The sequence below is a fragment of the Marinobacterium sp. MBR-111 genome, from assembly GCF_040547585.1.
Taxonomy (GTDB): domain Bacteria; phylum Pseudomonadota; class Gammaproteobacteria; order Pseudomonadales; family Balneatricaceae; genus Marinobacterium; species Marinobacterium iners.
Map to the genome: position 1 here is coordinate 41832 of NZ_JBEPQA010000007.1, position 18828 is coordinate 60659.

The 18828-nt window shown below is 58.0% G+C and carries 19 protein-coding genes; 7 read left to right on the top strand and 12 right to left on the bottom strand.

Annotated elements, in window-relative coordinates; translation table 11 throughout:
- Positions 1-4: 4 nt before the first annotated feature.
- From ABIE61_RS06950 to glnK (ABIE61_RS06965), 4 genes are all read right to left on the bottom strand, one after another.
- Positions 5-2053, bottom strand: a complete 2049-nt coding sequence (locus ABIE61_RS06950; protein WP_354407956.1) for a putative bifunctional diguanylate cyclase/phosphodiesterase — start codon at positions 2051-2053, stop codon at positions 5-7.
- Positions 2054-2232: 179 nt separating this feature from the next.
- Entirely contained in the window at positions 2233-2571 is a 339-nt protein-coding gene (gene glnK, locus ABIE61_RS06955) for a P-II family nitrogen regulator (protein ID WP_091826224.1), read from the bottom strand.
- 159 nt (positions 2572-2730) lie between these two features.
- Positions 2731-4005 (bottom strand): ammonium transporter AmtB, encoded by a 1275-nt coding sequence (locus ABIE61_RS06960; protein ID WP_091826130.1) that lies wholly within the window; start codon positions 4003-4005, stop codon positions 2731-2733.
- A 46-nt stretch (positions 4006-4051) separates the two neighbouring features.
- The gene (gene glnK / locus ABIE61_RS06965) at positions 4052-4390 is read right to left on the bottom strand and encodes a P-II family nitrogen regulator (RefSeq protein ID WP_091826128.1); all 339 of its coding nucleotides are present in this window, start codon (positions 4388-4390) and stop codon (positions 4052-4054) included.
- A 299-nt stretch (positions 4391-4689) separates the two neighbouring features.
- On the opposite strand from glnK (ABIE61_RS06965), the gene ABIE61_RS06970 reads away from it, so the two are divergent.
- Together ABIE61_RS06970 and ABIE61_RS06975 are read left to right on the top strand one after the other, a co-directional pair.
- Complete coding sequence (locus ABIE61_RS06970; protein ID WP_091826125.1) at positions 4690-4977, top strand: accessory factor UbiK family protein; 288 nt, start codon at positions 4690-4692, stop codon at positions 4975-4977.
- Positions 4978-5006: 29 nt separating this feature from the next.
- Entirely contained in the window at positions 5007-6521 is a 1515-nt protein-coding gene (locus tag ABIE61_RS06975) for a YifB family Mg chelatase-like AAA ATPase (RefSeq protein ID WP_354407961.1), read from the top strand.
- Here ABIE61_RS06975 and ABIE61_RS06980 read toward each other — a convergent pair.
- A complete protein-coding gene (locus ABIE61_RS06980) occupies positions 6490-7725 on the bottom strand; it encodes a putative bifunctional diguanylate cyclase/phosphodiesterase (protein WP_206837473.1) in 1236 nt (411 codons plus the stop codon). The genes ABIE61_RS06975 and ABIE61_RS06980 overlap by 32 nt on opposite strands.
- A 227-nt stretch (positions 7726-7952) precedes the next feature.
- On the opposite strand from ABIE61_RS06980, the gene rep reads away from it, so the two are divergent.
- Entirely contained in the window at positions 7953-9968 is a 2016-nt protein-coding gene (gene rep, locus ABIE61_RS06985) for a DNA helicase Rep (RefSeq protein ID WP_354407964.1), read from the top strand.
- Positions 9969-9982: 14 nt separating this feature from the next.
- On the opposite strand, the gene ABIE61_RS06990 is transcribed toward rep, so the two are convergent.
- Both ABIE61_RS06990 and ABIE61_RS06995 read right to left on the bottom strand, forming a co-directional pair.
- Positions 9983-11362 carry a TRAP transporter large permease gene (locus tag ABIE61_RS06990; RefSeq protein WP_206837466.1) on the bottom strand — a complete coding sequence of 460 codons (1380 nt, stop codon included), beginning with the start codon at positions 11360-11362 and terminating at the stop codon, positions 9983-9985.
- Entirely contained in the window at positions 11359-11910 is a 552-nt protein-coding gene (locus ABIE61_RS06995) for a TRAP transporter small permease subunit (protein WP_354407967.1), read from the bottom strand. The genes ABIE61_RS06990 and ABIE61_RS06995 overlap by 4 nt, the downstream gene beginning before the upstream one ends.
- Positions 11911-12049: 139 nt before the next feature.
- Between ABIE61_RS06995 and ABIE61_RS07000 the strand changes: the two genes are divergently transcribed.
- Genes ABIE61_RS07000 through ABIE61_RS07010 form a run of 3 tightly spaced genes read left to right on the top strand, consistent with a single transcriptional unit; the run spans position 12050 to position 13433 of the window.
- Positions 12050-12658: a YjaG family protein gene (locus tag ABIE61_RS07000; protein WP_354407970.1), complete on the top strand. Its 609-nt coding sequence runs from the start codon at positions 12050-12052 to the stop codon at positions 12656-12658.
- A gap of 2 nt (positions 12659-12660) precedes the next feature.
- A complete protein-coding gene (locus ABIE61_RS07005; RefSeq protein WP_354407973.1) occupies positions 12661-12918 on the top strand; it encodes a hypothetical protein in 258 nt (85 codons plus the stop codon).
- Between the two features lie 17 nt (positions 12919-12935).
- Entirely contained in the window at positions 12936-13433 is a 498-nt protein-coding gene (locus ABIE61_RS07010) for a hypothetical protein (protein ID WP_206837463.1), read from the top strand.
- Here ABIE61_RS07010 and ABIE61_RS07015 read toward each other — a convergent pair.
- Complete coding sequence (locus ABIE61_RS07015; protein ID WP_206837460.1) at positions 13422-14360, bottom strand: NADP-dependent oxidoreductase; 939 nt, start codon at positions 14358-14360, stop codon at positions 13422-13424. The two genes, ABIE61_RS07010 and ABIE61_RS07015, sit on opposite strands and share 12 nt — an antisense overlap.
- A gap of 121 nt (positions 14361-14481) precedes the next feature.
- Between ABIE61_RS07015 and cysZ the strand changes: the two genes are divergently transcribed.
- Positions 14482-15267: a sulfate transporter CysZ gene (gene cysZ, locus ABIE61_RS07020; RefSeq protein WP_091826090.1), complete on the top strand. Its 786-nt coding sequence runs from the start codon at positions 14482-14484 to the stop codon at positions 15265-15267.
- Here the strand turns inward: cysZ and phoR are convergent.
- The 4 genes from phoR to ABIE61_RS07040 all read right to left on the bottom strand — a co-directional run bounded on the left by phoR (position 15221) and on the right by ABIE61_RS07040 (position 18818).
- Complete coding sequence (gene phoR, locus ABIE61_RS07025) at positions 15221-16519, bottom strand: phosphate regulon sensor histidine kinase PhoR (protein WP_091826088.1); 1299 nt, start codon at positions 16517-16519, stop codon at positions 15221-15223. The genes cysZ and phoR overlap by 47 nt on opposite strands.
- A gap of 45 nt (positions 16520-16564) precedes the next feature.
- Entirely contained in the window at positions 16565-17260 is a 696-nt protein-coding gene (gene phoB, locus ABIE61_RS07030; RefSeq protein WP_091826085.1) for a phosphate regulon transcriptional regulator PhoB, read from the bottom strand.
- 105 nt (positions 17261-17365) lie between these two features.
- Entirely contained in the window at positions 17366-18256 is an 891-nt protein-coding gene (gene ubiA / locus ABIE61_RS07035) for a 4-hydroxybenzoate octaprenyltransferase (RefSeq protein ID WP_091826084.1), read from the bottom strand.
- Positions 18257-18272: 16 nt separating this feature from the next.
- On the bottom strand, positions 18273-18818 hold the full coding sequence (locus tag ABIE61_RS07040) for a chorismate--pyruvate lyase family protein (protein WP_354407978.1): 546 nt from the start codon (positions 18816-18818) through the stop codon (positions 18273-18275).
- Between the last annotated feature and the right edge of the window lie 10 nt (positions 18819-18828).

An 18828-nucleotide genomic window follows, 5' to 3' on the forward strand; every position in this document is an offset into this window, starting at 1 on the left:
TTGGTCAGGTCCCGTGTGACCAACGTTGTTGTAGCTGGCTAAAGGGCACGGGGCGACTGAAATAGAAGCCCTGTCCCGTGCGGCATCCCTGCTGCAGCAGGAACTGTTGCTGCTGTTCGGTCTCGATACCTTCAGCGATCACGTCCAGCCCCAGCTGGCGGGCCATCAGGATGATGGTGGAGGTGATCGCCACGTCATCACGGTCCCCCGGAATATCCTGCACAAACGAGCGGTCGATCTTGAGCTGGTTGACCTCAAGCTTCTTCAAATAGTTGAGTGATGAGTAGCCGGTGCCAAAATCGTCCACCGCGATGGTAATACCACGACGGCGCAGTTGGCGCAGAATATCGTTGATATGACCGAAATTGTTGACTAACAGGCTCTCGGTAATCTCCAGCTCAAGATAATTCCCGGGCAGACCCGTATCAGCCAGGATCTGGTCGACCTGCAAGATCAGTTCAGAGTCTTCAAATTGCCGTGCCGAGAGGTTCACTGCCATGCGAAAGGGGCGCGTGTACAGACGGCGGATGCGCGCGGCAGTCTGGCAAGCCTGCTCCAGTACCCAGCGCCCGATGGGCAAAATCATGCCGGTTTCTTCAGCGATGGGAATGAACTCGTCAGGGGGGATGTTGCCATCAATCGGGTGCTGCCAACGCAGCAGTGCTTCCATACCGATTATCTGTCCACTGCTCAGGTCAACCTGAGGCTGATAGTGCAGGTGTAACTCGCCTTGTTCCAGTGCGTGGCGCAGGTCATGTTCCAGTGTCAGCGTACGGCGTGCTTCCGTGTTCATGCTGTGATTGAAAAAGGCAAAGGTGTTGCGACCCGCTCGCTTGGCTCGGTACATGGCCAGATCAGCGTTGCGCAGCAGCCCGCTGTTATCGCAGGCGTCGATACCGATCAGGGTGATGCCGATACTGGCACTGGTCTGCAGCTCATGGGTACCGATATCCATCGGCTGCGACAGCAGCGCGATCATTTCACTGACCCGCTCGCGGAGAGTATCGAGGCTGTCCAGATTATCAATCAGAATTGAAAACTCGTCGCCGCCAAGGCGGAATACCCGGTCTTGCTCGGGAATGCAGAAGCGCAACCGGTTGGCCACGGTTTTCAGCATCAGGTCGCCCGCCTCATGCCCCATTGTATCGTTTACCTTCTTGAAGTGATCAAGATCGATCAGCAGCAGAGCACGATACTGCTCTGAGGGCTGTTCCAGTAGTTGATCAAGATGCTGGCGGAAGGCGCGGCGATTGCCCAATTCTGTGAGTGGGTCAAAATAGGCCAGCTGCTCCAGCTGACTCTGGTACTCCTTCAGCTGGGTGATGTCATCCCCTACGGAAACCAGGTGTGTAATGGAACCCTTTTCATTGCTGATCGGGGCAATCGACTGCATCGACCAGTACAGCGAGCCATCCTTGCGTCGGTTACGCAGGGTGCCGCGCCACTTGCGATTGGCGCGAATGGTGCGCCACAGATCACGATAGGTGGTGGGGTCGGTTTCGCCCGAGCGCAGCAGTGCCGGTGTCTGGCCCAGTACTTCCTGCAGACTGTAGCCGGTGATGTCACAGAAACGGGAATTGACGTACTCGATGCGGCCGCTGATATCCGTAATGACCACGGCACTGCCGCTGTTCTCGACCGCGCTGGACAGCTGGCGCAGCTCCAGCTCACGCTGATGGTACTGCTGTTCGTCAATCGCCAGTACCAGGCAGCCGCACACTTTGCGCTGCTCGTCGTACAGCACGGAAGCATTTAGTTGAAGAGAAAAGCTATGGTGCTGATGCCGACCGCGAAACAGCGACAGGGAAAAGGCGTGCTGGCGACCGCTGGCCAAATGGGCCAGGTTCTTTTTCAGCAACGATCCCAACGGTGCCTGCAGGAAAAGATCCTGTGGCAGTTCGCCCTCTGTATGGTGCAACAGACGCCGCAGTGTGCGGTTGCTATAGTGGCAGCGGCCATCAAGGTCGAGCAGACAAATGCCAGCTGGTGAGTGCTCCAGAGCCGGCAGTAGCTGTGCGACAAGCGCCGAGTTACAAGGTAGCGTGTTGGCCATGACAGGGCGCCATTTGCTGCTGGTCCATCAGAATACCCCTAGTCTTTGTATAAAAAAGCATCATGGCAGGAGAAAGCGGGGTTGGCAACGGTTATGGTGATTCAGAATAGAGACGTTTATGAGGAGGGGCGATCTTGGTAGTGTATTGAATGCCCGACAATAATGTCGGGCATTGGTTATCAGAGAGCGTCCGGGCCTGCTTCACCGGTACGGATACGGATCACCTGCTCCAGCGGCATGACAAAAATCTTGCCGTCGCCAATCTTGCCGGTATTGGCGGTTTTGCTGACCGCTTCAATCACTTGATCCAGCATGTCGTCATCAATGGCCACTTCAATCTTGACCTTGGGCAGGAAGTCGACAACATATTCGGCGCCTCGGTAAAGCTCGGTGTGGCCCTTCTGGCGGCCAAAACCCTTGACCTCGGTGACGGTCACACCCTGAATGCCGATATCCGACAGGGCTTCACGAACGTCATCCAGTTTGAACGGCTTGATGACCGCGGTGACGAGTTTCATCATTCAAGTCCTCATGATCTGTGGTAATCCCACGGAGCTCCGGCCGAAAGGTCGGCGGAGAAACCAGTGGCGTCAGTATACCCATAATCAAAAGGCCGCGCATATCGGCGCAGCCTGAAAAACACGCGGGAGGCATGCTTGCCTCCCGGAGTTTTGATCTTATTTCTTGCCACCGGAGAACTCGGGGTAGGCTTCCATGCCGCACTCGGCCAGGTCAACCCCTTCGTACTCTTCCTCTTCGCTGACACGGATGCCCATGATCGCCTTGAGGATGAACCATACCACCAGACTGGCGATGAAGACCCAGCCGAAGATGGACACGATGCCCAGCAGCTGTGCACCGTAGCTGGCATCAGCGTTGCTCAGCGGTACCGCCAGCAGACCCCAGATACCCACTACACCGTGAACGGAGATGGCACCAACTGGATCGTCGATACGCAGCTTGTCCAGGGTTACGATGGAGAACACCACCAGTGCACCACCGACCGCACCGATCAGGCTGGATGCCAGAGCGGACGGGCTCAGCGGATCAGCAGTGATCGCTACCAGACCAGCCAGTGCACCGTTCAGCGCCATGGTCAGGTCAGCCTTGCGGAACCACAGGCGGGCCAGGATCAGGGCTGCAATTACACCGCCGGCAGCAGCTGCGTTGGTGTTCACGAAGACCTGAGCGACTGCGTTGGCTTCACCCACATCAGACAGTTTCAGTTCGGAACCGCCGTTGAAGCCGAACCAGCCCAGCCACAGGATGAAGGTACCCAGCGTGGCCAGCGGCAGGTTGGCACCCGGGATCGCATTGATCTCGCCGTTCTTGCCGTATTTGCCTTTACGAGCTCCCAGTACCAATACACCAGCAAGTGCAGCGGAGGCGCCTGCCATGTGTACGATGCCGGAGCCAGCGAAGTCGAAGAAGCCCGCTTCACTCAGGAAACCGCCACCCCAAGTCCAGTAGCCGGACGTCGGGTAGATGAAACCGGTCATGACCACAGCGAAGGCCAGGAATGCCCAGAGCTTCATGCGTTCTGCAACAGCACCGGAGACGATGGACATGGCTGTAGCCACGAACACCACCTGGAAGAAGAAGTCGGAGCGGGCTGAGTAGTAGGGCGCATCATCGCCACCGGCCAACACCGCATCAACACCGTTCTCGTCGCCGATCAGGGCGCCAAGGCTTGGAATGATGCCGCCTTCGTCAGAGCTGTACATCAGGTAGTAGCCACACAGCAGGTACATGGTACAGGCGATGGCATAGAGCGCGATGTTTTTGGTCAGAATCTCGGTGGTGTTCTTGGCACGCACCAAGCCCGCTTCCAGCATCGCGAAACCGGCCGCCATCCACATCACCAGTGCACCGCACATGAGGAAGTAGAAGGTATCGACCGCATATTTCAGCTGGGTCAAATCCCCGGCTGTCGCATTGAGTAGTTCTTCCATTGTTTTATCCTCCAGAGAGATAAAAAACGTCGATTGTCAGGCAGGTTCAGAGCGCGTCGTGACCGGACTCACCGGTGCGGATGCGGATCACCTGCTCCAGACTGGTGACGAAGATTTTGCCGTCGCCGATCTTGCCGGTCTGAGCTGCCTTGGATATCGCCTCAAGTACCTGATCGACAATGTCATCTGCTACGGCTGCATCAATGCGAACCTTGGGCAGGAAGTCGACCACATACTCTGCGCCGCGGTAGAGTTCGGTATGACCTTTCTGACGGCCAAATCCTTTCACTTCGGTGACGGTGATGCCCTGCACACCGATTTCCGAAAGTGCTTCACGAACATCATCGAGCTTGAACGGTTTGATGATGGCTGAGATCAGTTTCATGTTTTGGGTCCTCTTCTCAGTACTCATAAGGCCTGCGTCCTCGGGAGCGGGTTGTCAGGCCGTGTGTACTGACTAAGCGAAGCTTGTGCCAATTTGTTTTTATCTTTTTAAAACAGAAGGTTGCGATTTGTATTGAGGACTGAAAGGGCATTTTCGAATGATATGCGGGTGATACAGGTCTGTTTTTATGCACTGGTTTGGTGCAAGTGCTCTTTTGGTGCACGTTCTGGAATCTGACGCCGAGGCCGATCTGGTTTATAGTAGCGGCATTGAGATGCAACCTTGTGCAGGAGCCCCGGATGATCCACCAGAAATTGATCGATAGCCTCTCCGGCCAGTTTAGCCAGCTGCTGGCCGGACGCCCGGACCTTCCCGGTCAGCAAGAGCTGCAAAGCCAGGTGCGCAGCATGCTGCAGGGAACCTTTGCCAAACTGGATCTGGTAACCCGGGATGAGTTTGAAGCACAGCAGGCGGTGCTGATGCGCACTCGCGATAAGCTTGAACAGCTTGAGCAGCGCCTGGCGGCACTTGAACCGTCGGTGGAGAACCCTGCTCCGGCAGCGACGGATAACGATACTCAACTCTGAACCCTTTCCAGCGACACAAGGATCGTGTCATGTCACTTGCTGTTATTCATACCCGAGCCCAGCTCGGAATCGAGGCGCCAGCGGTCACCGTTGAGGTGCATCTGTCGGGTGGCCTGCCCTCAATGTCGATCGTTGGTCTGCCGGAAACGGCGGTCAAGGAAAGCCGTGAAAGGGTGCGCAGTGCCCTTATTACGGCCGGATTCGACTTTCCTCAGCGCCGTATCACCATCACCCTGGCACCGGCTGATCTGCCCAAGGAAGGTGGCCGTTATGATCTGGCGATTGCCGTGGGTATCCTGCTGGCATCCGGCCAGTTGAAGCGCTGGAAGGGCAGCGAAGCGACCGAAATGATCGGTGAGCTGGCGCTGTCCGGTGCGGTACGACCGGTACGGGGAGTTCTGCCGGCTGCCGTGGCGGCAGGTCGCAGCGGCCGCAGCCTGATAGTGGCACTCGATAATGCGGCTGAAGCAGTGATGGCACAGCGCACGGAAGTGTTTGCGGTGGGCCATTTGCTGGAGTTGGTGGCGCATCTGACCGGCAAGCAGCGGCTGGAGCCGGTGCTGGGCTCACTCTCTGTTGCACCTGTTGAGGAGGGGCCTGATCTGGCCGATGTGAAAGGCCAGCTGCAGGCGCGTCGGGCGCTGGAGGTGGCGGCTGCAGGGGGACACAACCTGTTGTTTTCCGGGCCGCCCGGCAGCGGTAAAAGTATGCTGGCGGCACGGTTGCCGGGATTATTGCCGCCACTTGAGACTGAACAGCAGCTTGAAGTGGCCGCAATCTGCTCCGTTGCCGGGCATGATGTTCGACCAGCCTGTCATGGCGTGCGCAGTTTCAGGGCACCACACCATACGGCCTCGGCGATTGCGCTGGTGGGTGGTGGCAGTCACCCCCGTCCCGGTGAAATATCGCTGGCGCATCAGGGGGTTCTGTTCCTGGATGAATTGCCCGAGTATCCGCGCCGTGTACTTGAGGTCTTGCGTGAGCCACTGGAAACAGGCGAGATACTGATCTCCCGTGCAGCGCGGCAGACCCGCTACCCGGCCCGATTTCAGCTGGTGGCGGCGATGAACCCCTGCCCCTGTGGCTATCATGACGATGGGACGGACCGTTGTATCTGCACCCCCGACCAGATTCGGCGCTACCAGCAAAAGATCTCCGGCCCTTTGCTGGATCGGATCGACCTGCAGCTGCAGGTGCCGGCACTGCCACCCGAAGCACTGCTGCAGCCGGATCAGCCGGGGGAGTCCAGTGCTCGTGTGCGTCAGCGGGTGGTAGCAGCCCACGTACGGCAGCTGGAGCGGCAGGGCTGCATGAACCGAGAACTTGGAGGCCGTGATCTCGAAGCATATTGTGCGCTTGATGATGCGACTCGCGCCTTGCTGGTCAGGGTGATGCAGCAGACCCAGCTTTCGGCCAGGGCCTGTCATCGTTTGTTGCGGGTGGCCAGGACGTTGGCAGATCTGGCGGGAGAAGAACGAGTGGGTCAGGAACAACTGCTGGAGGCACTGGCTTTCAGGGGGCTTGCTGGCGCTGACTGCGACTGAGCAGGGCCAGAAACTGTTCTTCGCAGATGGGGCGGCTGAAGAAGTAGCCCTGAACCTGATCACACTCATGCCGAATCAGAAACTCCAGCTGCTCGCGGTTTTCGACCCCTTCAGCAATCACCTGTTTGTTCAGGTTGTGAGCTAGGCTGATCATGGCACGCACGATCTCCTCATCGTCCGTGTTACCGGGTATGCCGGCAACGAAGGACTTGTCGATCTTGAGCGTGGCCACCGGCAGCTTCTGCAGCAGGCTGAATGAAGAGTATCCGGTACCGAAGTCATCCAGTGAAAATTCCACACCCAGCGCGCTGAGTTGGGTAATCGATTCACGTACATGTTCTTCGTCACTGCACAGTGCCGTTTCGGTCAACTCGAACTCCAGGGTTCGGGTATCGATCAGGTGCTGTTTGATCAGGCGTTCAATGGTGGTCGCGAGAAAGCGATCCTGAAACTGTCGGAACGACAGGTTGACACCAATACGACCCTTTAACCCAGAGGCCAGCATGTTCGGCAGTGACTTGCCCACCTGTTGAATGACCCAGTAGCCGAGTGGCACCACCAGCCCTGAAGCCTCGCAGTCGGGAATAAAATGATCCGGAGTGAGCAGACCGCGCTTGGGGTGCTGCCAACGGATCAATACCTCGGCGCCGCAGATACTGCCTTCGTGCAGGTCGATGCGTGGCTGATAGAAGAGCACAAACTCTTCCCGCTGCAGAGCGCGCCAGAGTTCGGGGTTATAGCTGGATGTGGGTTCAGGGTTCTGCAGCTGTTCCAGCTTGCGCAATCGATCATGGCACTGCAGCAGGTTGCTGCAGTAGCGCAGCACGCGGTGCAATGTGGTTTCACAGGCTCCGGAGGACAGAATGTGATCGTTACAGGGGTCCGTCAGCAACGCCTGCCAGCGCTGGTCAGGCGGCTCTTTCAGCAATAATACAGAAGGGGCAATGGGGCAGTGCTTGCGAAGGTGGTTCAGTGTGCGGCTGGCGTGCTCTGGGCAATCGGTTTCCAACAGGATGATCAAAGAAGAAAACTGTTGCAGGATGGGGACGGCGGCTTCTGGGGAGCGGCAGCGATACAGGTGCCCTTGCCACCAGGGTTCCAGCCAGCTTCGCCAGCTTGTTTCCAGTACATCAGACTCGCTGATCAGTACCAGAGCTGGGTGTCCGGGTTCTGTCGGGTTTAGCGGCTCATCATCTGCCAGCATGGTACTGTTTCCCCTTTACACCTGAATAATACCTCCGCAGAGGGTCTGAATTTCATCAGGGGGCCATGTCATAATAGGCGATTGCCATGATCGACGTTCGAGGTTATCACGCTTTGGTGATGGCCAGAAGTACGCGATCCAGCCTTCTGTTTGCAGTATTACAGCAAACAGCTGTATCAAAACTGTATCGGCCGGTATCGATCCGGGTTTAATTTTTTCGAGGTGACATGAGCAGACTCAATCCACGCCAGCGCGAGGCGGTGCACTACATCGGCGGCCCTCTGCTTGTTCTGGCCGGTGCCGGATCTGGCAAAACCAGTGTGATCACGCGGAAAATTGCCTGGATGGTGCAGGACGCGGGCATCGAAGCGCGTCGCATCGCCGCCGTCACATTTACCAACAAGGCCGCGCGTGAAATGAAGGAGCGCGTTAGCCAGTTGCTTGGCAAACAGGAAGGGCGAGGCCTCACCGTGTCTACCTTTCATACCCTGGGGCTGTCGATCATTCGCCGTGAACGTAAGCATTTGGGGCTGAAAAGCGGATTTTCGCTGTTTGATGATCAGGACAGCAAGGCACTGCTGCGCGATCTGATGCTGCAGAATGACGAAGATACCGACCAGCTCAATGAGGTGCAGCACCGGATCTCCAACTGGAAAAATGACATGCTGACCCCGGATCAGGCGCTGGCAGAGGCGCAGCTGCCACAGGATATTCTGGCAGCCCGCGCCTACGAGGCCTACGACCGTCATCTGAGGGCCTACAACGCGGTGGACTTCGACGACCTGATCCTGCTGCCGGTGCAGCTGTTCAGCAGCCATCCCGATGTACTGGAACGCTGGCAGCGCCGTATTCAGTACCTGTTGGTGGATGAATATCAGGACACCAACCTGTCCCAGTACCGTCTGGTACGACTGCTGGTGGGGCACCGCAGCGGATTGACGGTGGTGGGAGATGATGATCAATCGATCTATGCCTGGCGCGGTGCCCGGCCGGAGAACCTGGCCCAGCTGCAGACCGACTTTCCCAGCCTCAAGGTGGTTAAGCTGGAGCAGAACTACCGCTCAACCAGCCGCATTCTGAAGGCCGCCAATACCCTGATCGCCAACAACCCGCATGTGTTCGAGAAAACGCTGTGGAGCGAAATGGGCTACGGCGATCCGATCCGGGTGATTCACACCCGCAACGATGATGCCGAGGCCGAGCGGATCGCCACCGAAATTCTCGACCGTCATCTGCGTGAACGGATCGGCTTCCGTGATTTTGCCGTGCTGTATCGTGGTAACCATCAGGCACGTCTGATTGAGATGAAGCTGCAGCACTATCAGGTGCCCTACAAGCTCAGTGGCGGAACTTCCTTCTTTGCTCGCGCCGAAATCAAGGACTTGATGAGCTACTTCAAGGTGTTGATAAACCGCAACGATGACAACGCTTTCCTGCGCATCATCAACCTGCCGCGGCGCGAAATCGGTCCCAGCACACTGCACCGACTGGGTGAATACGCCTCCGGGCGTGAAGTCAGTCTGTTCGACGCCTGTGGCGAGCTGGGGCTGGAACAGGTCTTGCCGGCACAGGCGGTGGAACGGCTGCGCCGCTTCTGTGATCTGATCGACCGTTTGTATCAGCGCTGTTGTGACGGTGATCCCATCGCCGCCATCCATGAACTGATGGACGAGATCGATTATCCCGGTTGGATTCGTCAGAACGCCTCAAGCGATGTGGTAGCCGAGAAGCGGATGCAGAATGTCTACTTTCTGATCGAGTCACTGCAGTCCACGCTGGAGCGGCTGCAGGAAGAAGATGAAGGTGCCGGTATCGAGGATGCGATTGCTCGGCTGGTGCTGCTGGATATGCTCAACCGGCAGGAGGAAGAAGACGATTCTGATCGGGTACAGCTGATGACCCTGCATGCCTCCAAGGGGCTGGAGTTTCCCCATGTATTTCTGCTGGGTATGGAAGAGGAGCTGCTGCCGCACCGTAACAGCATCGAAATGGATACCATCGAGGAGGAGCGCCGGCTGGCCTACGTGGGCATTACCCGGGCGCAGAAAACACTCACCATGACGCTGGCTAAACAGCGGCGGCAGTTTGGCGAATGGATGGACTGCACACCCAGTCGATTCATTGATGAATTGCCGCAGGAAGATCTGGAGCGTGAGGGGTTGGGTGAAGCGAGCCCGGAACAGAACCGGGCCCGCGGTCGTGCGACACTGAGCGGGCTCAAGGGGTTGCTGGATGACCTCTGAGCAGCCCCTCCGCCTCAGCCGTAAACGGCGTGAGGCAGCCAGGTGGCCAGCCCGCTCTGCCAGGCAATCAGCGCCAGTACCAGCAACTGAATCATGATGAACGGCACCACGCCCTTGTAGATCTGTCCGGTGGACACGCTGTCGGGCGCCACCCCGCGCAGATAGAACAGGGCAAAGCCGAACGGCGGTGTCAGGAACGAAGTCTGCAGGTTAATCGCCAGCATGACACCCAGCCAGATTGGGTCCAGCCCCATGCTCAGCAGAATCGGTGCCACAATTGGAACCACCACAAAAGTGATCTCGATGAAGTCGAGGAAGAAGCCGAGCAGGAACACGATCAACATCACTACCGCCATGGCGCCGACAACGCCGCCGGGAAGGTCGGTCAGAAAGTCACTGACCATCTCGTCACCGCCATAGCCACGGAACACCAGCGAAAAGATTGATGCGCCAATCAGGATCATGAACACCATCGAACTGACCTGAGTGGTGGAGCGCATTACTGCATGAAGGGTCTTGAGGCTGAATGCCCGACGCATCATCGCCAACAGAATGGAACCTACAGCACCCACCGAGGCCGCCTCGGTGGGCGTCGCAAAGCCGCCCAGAATGGACCCGAGTACCAGCCCGATCAGCAGCACAGGCGGCAGCAGAGCCTTCAGCGCACGCATCCAGAGGTTGGTGATCTGGCTCAATTCTTCAGCGGGGATGGCCGGCACCGCCTTGGGGCGGGTAATCGCCACAAACACCATGTAGCCGATATAGGCAATCACCAGCAGCAGACCCGGAATCAGCGCGCCAAGGAACAGATCTCCCACGGTGACGGTATCCGGCGAGAAAATGCCCCGATCAATCTGCGACTGTTGATAGGCAGACGAGATCACATCCCCCAGCAGCACCAGTACGATCGAGGGTGGAATAATCTGGCCCAGCGTGCCTGAGGCGCAGATGGTGCCGGTGGCAACGGCCGGGTCGTAGCCCCGGCGCAGCATGGTTGGCAGCGACAGCAGCCCCATGGTCACAACCGTAGCGCCCACGATGCCGGTACTGGCGGCTAGCAGCATTCCCACCAATGTCACCGAGATGCCGAGGCCGCCGCGCATGGAGCCAAACAGCGCGGCCATGGTGTCCAGCAGCTCTTCGGCAATCTTCGATTTCTCCAGCATCACCCCCATGAATACGAACAAAGGCACAGCAATCAGGACTTCGTTGTACATCACACCGAAGATACGGTTGGGTACAGCCTGCAGGAAAACAGAGTCAAAGTGGCCAGTGAGAATGCCGACGCCGGCAAACAACAGGCCTGTGCCGGCCAGGGCGAAGGCAACGGAGTAGCCCATCAGCAGAATGAAAATGGCGCCGACAAACAGCAGTAAAGGCAAATACTCGATCACAGCGCGTGCTCCTCTTCAGCAGCGGGCAGATGGGCGTAGCCGCTGATCACCAGAAGGCTGCGCAGTAGTTCTGCCAGTCCCTGCAGGATCATCATGGCAGGCATGACGAGCAGTGCGGTTTTAAGCAGATAGCGATAGGCCAGCCCGCCTGACTCTTGCGAGGCTTCCTTGATGGACCAGGACGTGGCTACATAGTCCCAGGACATCCAGAAAATGAAAATGCACACCGGCATAAGCAAAAACAGGGTGCCGAACAGGTTTATCCAAGCCTTGCCCTTCTCGCCCAGCGGACGATAAATGATGTCCACGCGCACGTGGCCGTCGTGCTTCAGGGTGTAGGCAGCGCCTAGCAGAAACACCAGGCTGTGCATGTAAATGATGGATTCCTGCAATGCCGTATTGCCCTGATTGAACACGTAGCGCTGTACGACGACAACGAAGGTACCCAATACCATCAGCAGGGTCATCCAGGCGACCGTGCGCCCGGTCCATTCACTGAAGCAGTCCAGGCAACGTACCAGCACTGCAGCGGGATGAGATTGGCTCATTGTATTTCTCGATTCTGTGAGTGTGACAACGGTGCGAAAGTATATCAGTAAAGTCTGGTATGGCATTAATGCAGATGACTACAGCTTGAGCCGGCTGTGCCGTACAATAGGCCTCAACACATCCCAAGCGGAGACACTGATGAGCGAAATGCTGAACCTGGAGCGCGAGCTGGAGACATTTGAACCCTGGCAGTTGACCGCCTTTTCCGCGGCACTGACGGAGCGCATGTTCCCCAACTTTGCCCTCTTTGCCCGGCTGGTCAACTTTGGTGACCCGGCTCGAATGCGTCTGCTGCTGGATGGCGTCTGGGATAGCCTGGCTGGCACTGGTGCCAAGATAAACTTTGAGGTCCAGCTGGATCAGGTGGAAGCCAACATGCCGGACTTGGATGAGTACGACATGTATGGTGCACTGCCGGCGCTGGACGCAATCGTGGCACTTAATGCCACCATCAACTGCCTGCTGGAAAAAGACCGTTCAGAGGCTGCTAATGTGGGCCAACTGTCCCGCGAGAGTGTGGCGACCTTTATCGAAGTCACCGAAAGCGATGATGAATTGTCTGACGAGGATCTGGTCAGGCTAATCAATACCCATGAACTGATGCAGGCTGAAGATGGCTTTCGTGACGAAGTGATCGAACGGCTGCAGAATCAAAAACAGCCGAGTGCAGCATTTGTGCGCGAGTTGCGTGAGTTGGCGCGCAATGAAGGTGTCAGCAACATCGGCATCAGCGACGAAGACGACTGATCATGCTCAAGCTCGGTCTGTTATTGCTGGTGTTGCCGGGTATGCTGCTGATGGGTGCTTACCTTTATGACCTGTCGCTGGTCGAGGCTTGTCTCGACAGTGGCGGCTCCTGGGACTATCTCGAAGCGCGCTGTGACACCGAACGCCAGCACCCTTTTGTACCCTATATGGCGCGGCACCCACTGCTGGTTAACGGTGGCATGCTGCTTTCAGTGCTGGGACTGCTTTTGTGTATCGCAGGCCTGTACCGGCGTCGTTAATCCTCAGGAGTTTCTGCATGTGGAAAAAAATTCTGCTGATACTGGTCGTGCTGCCCCTGCTGTTCGTTCTGTTTTTGTGGCAGGTCAACCCGAGCTGGTGGCAGTCGATGAAGGCCGAGTGGCTGGCCGAATTCAATGCCGAACGTGCCGAGGCGGCTACCAACTGGCGCAATGATGGGCTGGCGTTCGGTCGATTGAATAATCAGCAAACCTGTCTGGAGCAAAGCCTGAGCAACTTTGACGGCTGCACCGGGTTTGACTGCACTGTCAACTATGGCCGCTTTCTCCGGGCCTGCCTGGAAACCGCACAGACCAGCGAGGGTTTCTGCGAAGCGGTACCGGGTTTTCGTGAAGAGCCGACCGAAGATGACAAGGCTTGGGCCAAGGATGAGTGTTGGGGCCGCAACATCCGCGGCGAAGGCTGCCGCCTGCTGATGCGTCAGCAGCAGCTGTTCTGTGGCCCGGCAGAAGATGAAACGGCGGCATCCCTGCCTAAACCCGAATCAGATGGTTAACACCAGTTTGCCGCGGACATGCCCAGTGGCGCTCAGGCGGTGTGCCTCAGCTGCCTGATCCAGCGGCAAGTTGTCGGTCAGGTTCAACATCACCTTACCGCTGGACGCCAGCATTGCCAGCTCATGTAACTGGCCGGCATCCGGTCGGGCACGAATGCCGCTCACTTTAAGCCCTTTGGCCTCACCGGCCGCGATCACCTCGGCAGCCGTGACGGAAGGCAGGGTGATCATTTTGCCATGGGGCTGCAGACAGCTCAGAGCACGGATGGCCGTTTCACCGCCAACACCATCGATAATCAGGTCAGCGTCATGAATCAGATTGTCTACCTGCTGACGCTGGTAATCGATGATGTCGTCACAGCCCAGGCTTTGCAGGAATGCCTTGTTGCCATGCGAAGCTGTGCCGATCACATAGGCGCCTTTCCACTTCGCCAGTTGTACTGCCAGATGGCCGACGCCGCCCGCAGCTGCGAGTACCAGAACCGACTGACCTCCTTTTAGCTCACCGACTTCAAACAGGGCTTGCCAGGCGGTCAGGCCCGCCAGTCCGAGTCCTGCTGCGGTTACCGAATCCAGTGCACTGGGGCGCTGACAGATCTGGTCAGCCGGGGCGATCAGATACTCGGCATAGCAGCCGGCCGGCTGCGGAAAGCGGATAAACCCCATGACTTCATCACCCTGACGCACGTTGTTGACGCCGTCACCCAGAGCTTCAACACGGCCGGCGAACTCCCAACCGGGGCAAAAGGGCAGGGCTTCAATGAAACTGCTGGCGCCACCACCGGAGCAGGTTTTCCAGTCGATCGGGTTCACTCCGGCCGCGTGGTTGCGGATCAGTACCTCACCCGGCCCCGGTTGTGGCTGTTCCAGCTCGTTGAGCTGCAGGTTTTCGGGCCCGCCAAAGACGTGGATACGGATCGCTTTCATGTGTACTCTCCCCGGATTGTTCGGCTGGTGTGAGCCGCCGTCATCAAACGTTAACTGATACCAAGAGTAAAGTGATCCTGCCATGTCGGCAAATGCTATGTGATCACCTTCAGGAGGCAAGATGAAGGGAAACCCCATACGTGGCGGCAGTTATCTGCTGCGTGGAGCGGCCATGCTGCCGCAACCGGGTATTCGGCGTTTTGTGCTGGTACCGCTGCTGATCAACCTGTTGCTGTTCATTGCCGCCATTTGGCTGCTGATTCAGCAATTCACCCACTGGGTCGAGTATGGGCTGGGATATCTGCCTGACTGGGCCGGTTTTCTCTATTGGCTTTTCTGGCCCCTGTTCGCCCTGGTGGTGATGGTGGGGGTGTATTACGGCTTTTCCATCGTGGCCAATCTGATAGCAGCGCCCTTTAACGGCTTTCTGGCCGAGAAGGTGGAGCATAGGCTGCGCGGTGCTCCGCTGGTGGATGAGGGCTGGGGCGCGGTGCTGGCGATGATTCCACGGGCGCTGCAGCGGGAGCTGCAGAAGCTGGGCTACTATCTGCCACGCTTTCTGCTGTTACTGTTGATTACGTTTATACCGGGCCTGAATCTGCTCTCGCCACTGCTTTGGTTTCTGTTCGGGGCCTGGATGATGTCGATTCAGTACTGCGATTACCCGATGGACAACAACAAGGTCAGCTTTCCACAGATGAAGCAGTTGATGAAGGCGCGTCGAGTAACGTCGATCGGGTTTGGCGGGCTGGTTCAGCTGGGTATGCTGGTGCCGGTGCTGAATTTGTTTTTGATGCCGGCAGCGGTTGTGGGCGCGACTATTTTCTGGGTGGAGGAGTATGCCGCCGAAGCCAGGGATATCAATCCCGGGGCGGCACTACCAGCTCAGCGGGGAAATGGCAGCTGAAGCAGCTGCCCCTGCCAGGCTTGCTGTCGATCTCCAGCCGGGCGCCAAGGCGCATCAATACATGCTTGACGATGGCCAGCCCAAGCCCGGTACCGCCACTGGCGGACGAGCGGCTGTCGTCCACGCGATAGAAACGCTCGGTGAGGTGAGGAATGTGGCGTGCCTCTATCCCGATACCGCTGTCGGTCACACTGAAATGGCCGCCTTTGGCATCAGCCCACCAGCGGATCAGGATATGGCCCTCATCGGGGGTATAACGCACGGCATTAAACACCAGATTGGACAGCGCACTCTGTAGCTCTGCCGGAACACCCAGCAGGTCATGTTGTGGATCTATCTGCAGCTCGAATTGATGCTGGCGCTCTCCTGAAAGGGTAACGGCATCTTCATGAATATGGCTGATCAGGCTTTGGATCAGCACTGGCTTGAGCGTGGCGGCCTGACGTGAGGTGGCCTCCAGTCGCGACAGCAGCAACAGATCCTGGACCAGGTTTTCCATTCGTCGCGCTTGCTGTTGCATTTGACTGAGCCCCCGCATCAGCGGTTTGGGCAGGTCCTGATCGAGGAAGGTTTCAAGGTAACCCCGAATGACCGTCAGTGGGGTGCGCAGTTCATGCGATGCGTTGGCCACGAAGTTCTGCCGAGTCTGCTCCAGCTGGGTCAGTCGGGTGATGTCACGGGCCACCAGCAGGCGATCATCCGCGCCAAAAAGGCTGATCTGATACTGCAGTCGGGTATCGCCGCCCAGCGGTGATGGCAGCTCCAGCGGCTCCTGATAGCGGCCCTTGCGGTAGTAATCCACAAATACGGGATCACGTACCAGATTCAGCAGCGGCTTGCCTCGGTCGGATGCATGACGCAGCCCAAGCAGCCGCTCGGCGGCCAGATTCCACCATTCCAGGTTATTGTTGCGATCGATGATGATGACTGCATCGGGCAGGGCCGCTGAAGACTGCTGAAAGCGTGAGATGACGTTGCGCAAAGAAGCTTCGCGTGCCTGAGTGCGCTTTTGCATGCGTGCCAACGCGTCCAGAATTTCGCCCCAGGCACCGGGCAGCTCGGGTGGCTCTTCAGATGTATCGCCGACCAGCCACTCACGCAGGACATTGAAGCGACGGATCTGAATCACGGCCCACACGATCATGCCAAGGGTGATGCCGGCAATCGGGAAGCCCAGCACCGCACCCAGAATCAGGCCCAGACCGGCACTGAGCAGCAGGCTCATCAGCAGCGAGTGCCGCGCTATGTGCATGAAGTCATTCCATTCCGATCCTGTGAATGTGGTGACCGAAGCCGATCAGGCCACCTGTGCCGAGAAACGATATCCGGTGCCACGTACCGTCTGTACCAGATAGTCGTGACGCTCGCCCAACGCCTTGCGCAGGCGGCGAATGTGGACATCGACGGTACGCTCTTCCACATATACATTGCCGCCCCACACCATATCCAGCAGCTGGCTGCGGGTATAGGCACGATCCGGATGTGTCATGAAAAACTGCAGCAGGCGAAATTCGGTTGGCCCAAGCTCCAGCGGTCGGCTCTCTGCAGTAACGCGATGCGAAACAGGGTCCAGAGTCAGACTGTCCACCGTGACCGGCTCTTCCACCCCCTTGGGTGTGGCGCGGCGCAGCACGGCCTTGAGTCGTGCGACCAGCTCACGTGGCGAGAACGGCTTGGTGATGTAGTCATCCACACCGGCTTCCAGCCCCTGAATCTTGTTGTCCTCATCGGCCTTTGCAGTCAGCATGATGATCGGGATGTCAGCCGTCACTTCATCCTTGCGCAGGCGGCGGGCGAACTCGATACCGCTGGTACCGGGCATCATCCAGTCCAGCAACAGCATATCGGGTTTGTTATCGACGATGCGGGCATGAGCGGACTGGGCACTGTCTGCCTCATCACATTCGTAACCTGCCATCTCCAATGCTACCGCAATCATTTCGCGGATCGGTGCTTCGTCATCAACGATCAGTACGCGTTTGGACGCAGACATGTTTCTGCCTCTTTTACAGACATTTAATCAGAGTCTGGTATTACAAGACGTTTTGGTTACACAAATATGACATTGGCAGATTTTCTTTCACTTGTCAGTGTCGGCTCAGGTGCGCAGCGCGTATTCCAGTATCAGGCCGAGCAGCACCAACAGCTCGGCATAGTGGTTGTTGAGGAAGGCGCGGAAGCAGGGCATCCGTTCGCGGGCGCGGATCAGCCAGTGCTGGTAGACAAACAGGGTGGCGGCACCGGCCAGCCCCAGCCAATACCAGAGCCCCAGTTGCTCAATCTGACCTACCCAGAGCATCACTACCAGAGTGGCCAGTTGCAGCAGGGCGATGATGAGACGGTCGTGGCGGCCAAACAGCACTGCAGTGGATTTGACGCCAATTTTCAGGTCATCGTCACGATCCACCATGGCATACTGGGTGTCATAGGCCACAGTCCAGAGCAGCTTGGCCAGGTAGAGCAGCCAAGCGGTCAGCGGCAGTGCTTCCTGAGTGGCGGTGAACGCCATTGGAATGGCCCAGCCAAAAGCCGCTCCCAGCACCAGCTGTGGCAGGTGAGTATAGCGTTTCATGAACGGGTAGATAAACGCCAATGCAAGGCCGCCGAAGGACATCAGGATGGTCATGCCGTTGGTCATCAGCACCAGCAGAAACGAGACCAGCATCAGACCGCAGAAAAGATAGATCGCTTCACGCTCACGGACTCGGCCTGATGGCAGTGGACGATTGAGGGTGCGTTTGACGTGGCCATCAATATGTCGGTCGGCAAAGTCGTTGATGACACAGCCGGCAGAGCGGGTCAGGAACACACCCAGACAGAAGATCAGCAGCAGATCCAGCGCTGGCAGGCCTTCCGATGCGATCCAGAGTGCCCACAGGGTCGGCCAGAGCAGCAGGTAGGTGCCGATCGGTCGGTCGGCACGCATCAGGTGCACATAGGCCTGCAGCTTCTGCTTTAATGGGTGCTGTGACGGGGTCGTTGCCTGCATGATCACTCCTGAGCGGTCAGAGCGGGTATTGTACGTGCTCCATGGCCGGGAGAAAAACTTCGCATACCAGCAAGGGCTTGTGGTGCAGACGGAACACGGAGCGTCGTGCCCAATAGTGCTGCCCGCCGCTGTCTTGCAGCCGGCAGGCGCGCAGCGGGGCACGTTCAAGGCTGGGGTCACGGAACAGGTAGGAACCGAGGGAGCGCGAGCCCAGTCGCAGCAGGCGTCGCTCCACCCCGGTCAGCGTGGTGGCGGGAATGACCGTTCGAGCGAACACCCAGGGTTCGGCATTACGGCCCAGCAGCTCAACCTCCCGAATCAGGGCGCGACGTCGCGCCCTGATCCCGAGTGCCCGTGCCTCGTCGGCGCTCGGATACTGCCAGCATTCGCTCAGCACGCGAACGCTGAACTCGCCCCCGGCCGCACGCTGCAGGCGCTGGCTCAGCGAGCCCGAGTCATACAGCCAGGGGCGCCAGTGTGCCGGCACCTGGAAACTGCTGCTGCCCGCAAGCAGCCAGTGCCGGTGGGGAGAATGGATGAGCAGAGATTCGCGTGCTGACACCTGAAGGGCT

Bases quoted from the DNA above. Each gene is read 5' to 3' on its own strand.
- ABIE61_RS06950 (WP_354407956.1), bottom strand. From the start codon at position 2,053: ATGGCCAACACGCTACCTTGTAACTCGGCGCTTGTCGCACAGCTACTG.
- glnK (WP_091826224.1), bottom strand. From the start codon at position 2,571: ATGAAACTCGTCACCGCGGTCATCAAGCCGTTCAAACTGGATGACGTT.
- ABIE61_RS06960 (WP_091826130.1), bottom strand. From the start codon at position 4,005: ATGGAAGAACTACTCAATGCGACAGCCGGGGATTTGACCCAGCTGAAA.
- glnK (WP_091826128.1), bottom strand. From the start codon at position 4,390: ATGAAACTGATCTCAGCCATCATCAAACCGTTCAAGCTCGATGATGTT.
- ABIE61_RS06970 (WP_091826125.1), top strand. From the start codon at position 4,690: ATGATCCACCAGAAATTGATCGATAGCCTCTCCGGCCAGTTTAGCCAG.
- ABIE61_RS06975 (WP_354407961.1), top strand. From the start codon at position 5,007: ATGTCACTTGCTGTTATTCATACCCGAGCCCAGCTCGGAATCGAGGCG.
- ABIE61_RS06980 (WP_206837473.1), bottom strand. From the start codon at position 7,725: ATGCTGGCAGATGATGAGCCGCTAAACCCGACAGAACCCGGACACCCA.
- rep (WP_354407964.1), top strand. From the start codon at position 7,953: ATGAGCAGACTCAATCCACGCCAGCGCGAGGCGGTGCACTACATCGGC.
- ABIE61_RS06995 (WP_354407967.1), bottom strand. From the start codon at position 11,910: ATGAGCCAATCTCATCCCGCTGCAGTGCTGGTACGTTGCCTGGACTGC.
- ABIE61_RS07000 (WP_354407970.1), top strand. From the start codon at position 12,050: ATGAGCGAAATGCTGAACCTGGAGCGCGAGCTGGAGACATTTGAACCC.
- ABIE61_RS07005 (WP_354407973.1), top strand. From the start codon at position 12,661: ATGCTCAAGCTCGGTCTGTTATTGCTGGTGTTGCCGGGTATGCTGCTG.
- ABIE61_RS07010 (WP_206837463.1), top strand. From the start codon at position 12,936: ATGTGGAAAAAAATTCTGCTGATACTGGTCGTGCTGCCCCTGCTGTTC.
- ABIE61_RS07015 (WP_206837460.1), bottom strand. From the start codon at position 14,360: ATGAAAGCGATCCGTATCCACGTCTTTGGCGGGCCCGAAAACCTGCAG.
- cysZ (WP_091826090.1), top strand. From the start codon at position 14,482: ATGAAGGGAAACCCCATACGTGGCGGCAGTTATCTGCTGCGTGGAGCG.
- phoR (WP_091826088.1), bottom strand. From the start codon at position 16,519: ATGCACATAGCGCGGCACTCGCTGCTGATGAGCCTGCTGCTCAGTGCC.
- phoB (WP_091826085.1), bottom strand. From the start codon at position 17,260: ATGTCTGCGTCCAAACGCGTACTGATCGTTGATGACGAAGCACCGATC.
- ubiA (WP_091826084.1), bottom strand. From the start codon at position 18,256: ATGCAGGCAACGACCCCGTCACAGCACCCATTAAAGCAGAAGCTGCAG.